General features: G+C 35.5%; 6 protein-coding genes. All 6 read right to left on the bottom strand.

Features of this window, described 5'->3' with window-relative positions; all coding sequences use genetic code 11:
• Positions 1-289: 289 nt before the first annotated feature.
• The 6 genes from DWB61_RS16815 to DWB61_RS16790 all read right to left on the bottom strand — a co-directional run bounded on the left by DWB61_RS16815 (position 290) and on the right by DWB61_RS16790 (position 6,844).
• On the bottom strand, positions 290-562 hold the full coding sequence (locus DWB61_RS16815; RefSeq protein ID WP_125032104.1) for a hypothetical protein: 273 nt from the start codon (positions 560-562) through the stop codon (positions 290-292).
• 24 nt (positions 563-586) lie between these two features.
• Complete coding sequence (locus DWB61_RS16810) at positions 587-2,077, bottom strand: capsule assembly Wzi family protein (RefSeq protein ID WP_158614455.1); 1,491 nt, start codon at positions 2,075-2,077, stop codon at positions 587-589.
• A 377-nt stretch (positions 2,078-2,454) separates the two neighbouring features.
• Entirely contained in the window at positions 2,455-3,555 is a 1,101-nt protein-coding gene (locus DWB61_RS16805; protein WP_156190281.1) for a mannose-1-phosphate guanylyltransferase, read from the bottom strand.
• 42 nt (positions 3,556-3,597) lie between these two features.
• Positions 3,598-4,275 carry a sugar transferase gene (locus DWB61_RS16800; protein ID WP_125032101.1) on the bottom strand — a complete coding sequence of 226 codons (678 nt, stop codon included), beginning with the start codon at positions 4,273-4,275 and terminating at the stop codon, positions 3,598-3,600.
• Positions 4,276-4,336: 61 nt separating this feature from the next.
• Positions 4,337-5,551 carry a polysaccharide biosynthesis protein gene (locus DWB61_RS16795; RefSeq protein WP_125032100.1) on the bottom strand — a complete coding sequence of 405 codons (1,215 nt, stop codon included), beginning with the start codon at positions 5,549-5,551 and terminating at the stop codon, positions 4,337-4,339.
• 72 nt (positions 5,552-5,623) lie between these two features.
• A complete protein-coding gene (locus DWB61_RS16790; protein WP_125032099.1) occupies positions 5,624-6,844 on the bottom strand; it encodes a DegT/DnrJ/EryC1/StrS family aminotransferase in 1,221 nt (406 codons plus the stop codon).
• Positions 6,845-6,881 lie beyond the last annotated feature (37 nt).

The following is a 6,881-nucleotide window of genomic DNA, read 5'->3' as shown; positions in this document are numbered from 1 at the left end:
CTTAACTCAACAGCATTTAATTTAAACTCTCTACTAAATTTTCGTCTCTCTTTTTCCATTTTCTAAGATATAAATTATTAAGATAATTATACCTTAACTCACTGTCCAAGTAAATGTAGCAACTCCACAAGCTCTATTTTTCTCCTCATTTTTAAGGAGGAGTACCTGATCGCAATCGGGGGAGGTGGTTGTATTTCAAAAAAATATAAAACCACAGAATTCACAGATTTAATTTGTGTAAATCTGCGTAATCTGTGGTTCTATACATTTAAATTCTGTGGTTGAAGAATTAATTAAGAACGGCAGCTCTAAATTCTTTGATGCGCTGTTCTTCTTCTTTTTTACAGATCAAAAGGGTCTCGTTATCTTCTACGACGATATAGTCGTCTAAGCCCTGAATCACTACCTTTTTATCTCTAGGCATATTCACAATGCAATTGCTCGATTCAAAAACATGAACCTGCTCACCTACTACGGTATTACCTTGTTCGCAACGCTCACGTTTTTCCCAAAGCGATCCCCAGGTGCCTAAATCAGACCATCCAAAATCTGCTGGCTGCACGTAGATATTATCTGCTTTTCAGGTCTACTTTTTTAGCATATTGCTGATAAAACCTGTTCGCGAGATCTTCAACATTAATCCAAAGTTCTCCTTATAAATATCACCGGAATCATATGCAAAACTTGCAGAAATATCAAAAGGAATCTTGTTTTGAGGAAGTGATAGTTCCAGTAAAAAGTGTTTCTGATACTCTTGCGGATCAACAGTAAATTCTTTTCTAACAGTCCAATCTTCGATTGGTAGAGATTTATCATTTACGACAGGATAAACCTGACCATAATTTTTATACATTGTTGCTTTAAAAAGATACTGTAGCTTTTTATACGCCCCGGTAAAACCAAAGTTGAAGGCTTTCATGCTTGTATTTAGAAAATATATGCTGTTGTCGTCATTTATTGTAGAAGGGGAGTTTAGAGGTAATCCAAATCCCCTATGGTAGTTCGACCATCCTGATCTGTAAATACTATTGTTAAAATAACTATCGTATCCACAAACACTTCCATCGGGCGCAATTTCATCACTCCCTTGATGCAATGATGAATAATATTCGACAAGAATTGACTTTACTATTTTAATCTGATGTAGTTTTAGATGTAATCCATAATAGATATCTCGAACATTATATATTTTTCGAACCTCACCACTTCGATCTTCGAACATGTTTTTCATGAAAAACGAGACACTAAATTTATTCAAGTTGTAATTCAGTTTCACCTGATTTTGTCCAATATGATTTCCAAGTGAGTTATCCGCTTCATTACGGCTAGTTCCCCCATTAGAAGTTGTTAGTACCGCACCTTCTTTAGCTATAAGGATTTTGGCAAAAGCCTTTAATCCTCCCTCTAATTGTCCATACACAGGTGATATTCCAGTCCATTGTACATAATGATCGATACCTGCTTCTAAAGAAAAACCTTTCTCTTTACCAAAGCGGATAAAAAAGTTTTTATGATGAAGGTTGACATGGCTTACATATCTATCATCTAAAAGCCAACCGTTCGATAAGACTGCCTTAACTCCTAACCAACCATTTGTGTAAGGAACATTGATATAATCAATTGATCCAATCTCTATTTTGGGATAGGGACGAGCATTGCCTGCCATGATTAGATTACCATTCGTAAACGATAAGCCATCTAAATCTATTTCTGGATTTTTAGCTCCCAGGAATAATTTGATTTTGGTATACTTTAATCCAATATAATATTGATTAACTAAAGCTGTTTTATGAAACCCAGAGCTTATAGCTGCATCAGCACCTAATGTCCAATCAAAAACTTCATTTCTATTATAGTTTTTGTTAAATCCAAGATATAGTCTCTCGCTCTTTTTATCTGGAATTATACCATTTCTATTTGATACTAACCAAAAAGGAAGCGTTGATTCAGAAGAAGCTTGAGCAGAAGCTTCAACTTTATATTGTATTTCTTTTTTTTGGGCCACGGTAGTAGCCGAAAAACATAGTAATAAAGCTCCGCCTAATAAGGAGCTTATCACTAATTTACTTTTTGTCATCTTCAAATTTATTGGTAAAATCATCCATTATAAATCCTCCTAATAAAATAAAGATCTGCAAACGTCAAAATAGAACTATTTACTTTAACACCTCAGTCAATAATTATAAATGTAAGTTATTACCAAGATATAATTAGCTTATAATGTTATTTTAGTCATTAATTTATAACTGAATCTCTAATTTTTTTTATGCGTTGTTCTTCTTCTCTTTTAGAGATTAAAAGGATCTCATAATCGTCTACTCTTTATTTTCCTTAGGCATATTGGCAATATAATTGCTCATTTCAAGGATATATGTCATATTTCCGTAAAAGAAGAAACCACAAATTAGACATATTAACACGAATTTAATTTGTGAAATTTGTGGCTCCTTATTTTTATGAAAGAACGGCAGCACGGAATTCTTTGATGCGCTGCTCTTCCTCTTTTTTACAAATCATTAATACCTCATTGTCTTCTACGACGATATAGTCATCTAAGCCCTGAATAACCACTTTCTTACCTTTCGGCATGTTGACGATGCAGTTGCTCGATTCAAAAACATGAACCTGCTCACCTACTACGGTATTACCTTGCTCGCAACGCTCACGCTTTTCCCAAAGTGATCCCCAGGTGCCTAAATCAGACCATCCAAAATCAGCTGGTTGCACATAGATATTATCAGCCTTCTCCATCACACCGTAGTCAATGGAAATATTCATACAAGTCGGGAACATCTCATCGATGAAGGCTTGTTCCTGATTGGTATTATAAACAGATTCTCCCTTTGCAAATAGTGCTGCCACTTCAGACAAATCGTTTTCGAAAGCCTTGATAATGCTCTTAAGAGACCACAAGAAAATACCCGAATTCCAAAAGAAATCACCCGAAGCCAAGTATTTTTTAGCTGTTTCCAAGTTTGGCTTCTCTTTAAAGGCAGCTACTTTACAAACACCTCTCTCAGTAACAACACCCCCTTGTGTTCCCCCTGAAGGGGGAAGTAAATCCTCTGGCGAAGCCTGAATATAACCATAACCCGTTTCAGGACGATGTGGCTGAATACCCAAAGTCAATAAAGTCTCATTATTGGCCGTGAAATCTAAACCATTCTCGATGATGCGAATGAATTCTGCCTCATTCGTAATCAAATGATCAGATGGAGCCACAACAATATTAGCATCTGGGTTTAATCCCTTAATCTTATAGGCTGCATAGGCAATACAAGGTGCTGTATTTCGCATGCAAGGCTCCAACAAAATATTACTTCCCAAAAGCTCAGGGCACTGAGCTATTACGAGTTCCTTATATTTAGAAGATGTTACAATTAGAATGTTCTCAGCTGGTGCTACTGTTTTGAAACGGGCTACCGTTTGTTGCAAAAGCGTTTTCCCAATTCCCAAAACATCTAGAAATTGCTTAGGCTTTTCTTCCGTACTCATGGGCCAGAATCGGGAACCGACTCCTCCTGCCATTATGACAATATAATTATTTTTATTCATAATATTATTAAATTCATCTTGAATAGGTAACTTTTTTACATCTTATATCTTTAAGGCTTCAGGTAAATCTGGAAGATCTTTAAACCAAGTCTCCATTAACTTGCTTTCAGGAAATATTATAACCCAAGCTGTAAGGAAGATAATTTTAAAGTCTGTCATAAATGTAAGGTTTTCTTGATACCAAACTTCTAATTCTCCTTTATAAGGTGCAATATGAGTCTCATAAAACTCATGCGGATCACCACCAGCATTGGTCATCATTTTTTCTTCGTCTCTAAAAACAACAGAGCCAATCCCTGTAATACCAGGTTTGGCATTATAAATAACATCCTGTATCGATTTTGGAAATTTATAAAAATCAACCTCCATTTGAGGTCTAGGCCCAACAATCGTCATGTTACCAATGAAGGTATTTATAATTTGAGGTAGCTCATTAATCTTTGTTTGACGCAAGAAACCACCCATAGGCAATACTCTAGGATCTTTACGTAAAGTTAAAGAACCGGTTCCCATATTAGGGCTATTCTTTAACATCGTTGCAAACTTCAATATTTGAAAGCGTTCGTTTTTATAACCAACTCTCTTCTGGGAATAAAAGACATAGTGTTCACCAGTCAATAATAAACCAATGACAACTGGAATCAATAAAGGAGATAAGATTAATAAAGCAACTAACGATGCTGTGAAATCAATTAGTCTCTTAAAGAAATGTTTGTACATATTTTTTCATCTTAAAATTTAAACGCTGTCAGGAACGACTTCGTCCTACTCTGACAGGTTTCTACATTTTCTGATCTAAACTTTTACCTGTCTCAATATGCTTGAAATTGGGTAAAAATGTAGATAAGGCTTTAACAATAGCAGCCTTTGAAATATCTGGAGCGGTAAGAAGAGATGATAACTCATTGGTTAATATACCAACTTCACTCAACTCTTTTTTAGGGGCATTTTTGATCACGCCTAAAGATGAAAAGCTTTCTTCATCTAGAATTTCATCTTGAGTGAAAAACTCTTCAAAACTTTTTTCGCCTGAGGTATCTGACCCGAAATAATACACTGGATAATGAGTTGAATTCTCATCCAAAGCTAAGGCTTTTTGCTTGGCTTCTTCTTCGCTTGAACACACTAAGGGTTCGTAACCCAAAGTCCTTAAAAAGCGATCAGATATTTCTGCAAAAGTGACCATCTGCTCAGTCTTTAATCTAGGGAAAAAGATATCTCCAGACTGTCCCAAAACACAAGCCATCAAACAAATTTGTCCAGACTCGTCAGGCGAAACAAAATAACGTTTCACATCTGAAGGGGCAGAAAATGGTTGTTTTTTAATTAATCGAGAAATGAAACCATCCAACAAACTCCCATTTGAAAATGCTACATTAGCAAAACGAGCCGTTGAAATAGGATATTCTCTTGAATAAGCCATAATCACTTCTTCCATGATCTTTTTGCTGGCTCCCATTATATTCACAGGATTAGCAGCTTTATCAGTTGAAACACAGAAAAAATGTTTAGGAGGAAATTTTAATAATTCCTTTAATAAGATTTCAGCCTTTAATACATTATTATCGATCAAGGCTGTAATGGAATAGTGATCCTTTTCGCTACGTACATGCTTATGAGCTGCAAAGTTTGCAACAATATCGAATGGCCCCTCATTTTGAAGCATGCGATAAAATACCGGATCAGCAAAGTTCAAGGGATATGTTTTGTAGAACTCCGGCACTTTCATACCATGAGTACTTCTCAAGTCACGAGTTAGCTCAGTTAAGCCATTTTCGTTGGTATCAACCACAATCAGTTTGGCTGGTTCGTATTTTAGCATGGCTCTAATAAAAGAAGATCCAATAGTTCCAGCTCCACCAATAACCAAAGCCGTTTTCCCTTTTATTTCCGAACTCAATTGCTCGTGATTGGTCTTTAAATCTTCTGCGAACATACTCTCCTTACGGAAAGTGATATTCTCAGATATGAATTGAGGTATATTTAGATTTTTCATTTTTTTTGAGATTTGAGATTTGAGATTTAAGATTTGAGATGAATGACAGCTCAAATACAAAAATCAAATATTTCATTTTGCAACAACTTTATTGTATGCTTCTTCAACCATGGCACACACCATTTTTAATTCAACCTCAGATAAATTATTATAAACTGGCAATGAAATCTCATTAGCATACAACTTATAAGTATTCGGATAGTCTGCGATTTGATAGCCTAAGTTCTTAAATAGTGTTAACATAGGCATGGGTATATAATGCACATTAACACCAACACCATTTGTTGAGATATAATGTATCATTTCATCTCTTTGAGTTTCACTAATACCACTGATACGAAGAAGATACAGATGATAAGAAGACTCCTTTGACTCATTAATAGATGGTGGTAAAAGCGCCCAGTTTTTCTCTTTAAAGAATCTATCGTAATATTGGAATATGGACTTACGTTCGGGAAGTAATTCTGACTTATATTTCTTAATCTGGGCTAAACCAACAGAAGCACAAATATCAGGCAAATTAACTTTTAGCCCTTGATCGATAATATCATACTTCCAAGCTCCTGGCTGGTTCTTTTCAAAAGCAGATTTATTTTGCCCATTTAATGACAAGGCTTTCAAATATGTATACTCTTCAGTATGGTCAAATGATTCTGGTAAGTTTAAACAAATAGCTCCCCCTTCACCTGTAGTAATATTCTTTACAGAATGTAAAGAAAAAACAGTAATATCAGCAAGCCTACCCACTGGTTTACCATAACTGTGTGCCCCAATAGAATGAGCAGCATCAGCCATCACCAAAATCCGATTTAGTTTTTCTTGTTGCTTGCCTTGAACGTTAAATTTAGCTTTCACTTCATCAGAAGAAACTAACTCCATGATACTATCATAGTCGCAAGGCCAGCCTGCCATATCCACAGGAAAAATAGCTTTGGTTTTTTCTGTAATAGCTTTTTTAATATTCTCAGGATCAATGGTAAAATCGTCCTTTACATCGACCATTACAGGAGTAGCTCCCATATTTAAAACTGCAAGAGCTGTAGCAGAATAGGTATAAGATGGAATGATAACTTCATCACCTGCCCCCACACCAAACCAACGTAAAGTTAACATAGCTCCAGATGTCCAGGAATTTACGCAGATAACCGTATCGGTATCAGTTAATTTCTGAATTTCTTTTTCTAAAGCAATCACCTTAGGTCCAGAAGTTAACCAACCTGTGTTGATTAATGTATCGTTCATCTCATCGATGACATCCTGATCAATTACAGGAAGTGAGAATGGTATTTTCATATCTAGTTAAAATAAATGGATAAGCTAGAGACTATAA

Source organism: Ancylomarina euxina (genome assembly GCF_003863355.1).
Classification (GTDB): Bacteria; Bacteroidota; Bacteroidia; order Bacteroidales; family Marinifilaceae; genus Ancylomarina; species Ancylomarina euxinus.
Note: the sequence above shows the minus strand (reverse complement) of the source record. Positions and strands in the feature narration are given on the sequence as shown.

What these genes read in the sequence shown, in the direction of transcription:
- DWB61_RS16810 (WP_158614455.1), bottom strand. Translation starts at nt 2,077, where the DNA reads ATGACAAAAAGTAAATTAGTGATAAGCTCCTTATTAGGCGGAGCTTTA.
- DWB61_RS16805 (WP_156190281.1), bottom strand. Translation starts at nt 3,555, where the DNA reads ATGAATAAAAATAATTATATTGTCATAATGGCAGGAGGAGTCGGTTCC.
- DWB61_RS16800 (WP_125032101.1), bottom strand. Translation starts at nt 4,275, where the DNA reads ATGTACAAACATTTCTTTAAGAGACTAATTGATTTCACAGCATCGTTA.
- DWB61_RS16795 (WP_125032100.1), bottom strand. Translation starts at nt 5,551, where the DNA reads ATGAAAAATCTAAATATACCTCAATTCATATCTGAGAATATCACTTTC.
- DWB61_RS16790 (WP_125032099.1), bottom strand. Translation starts at nt 6,844, where the DNA reads ATGAAAATACCATTCTCACTTCCTGTAATTGATCAGGATGTCATCGAT.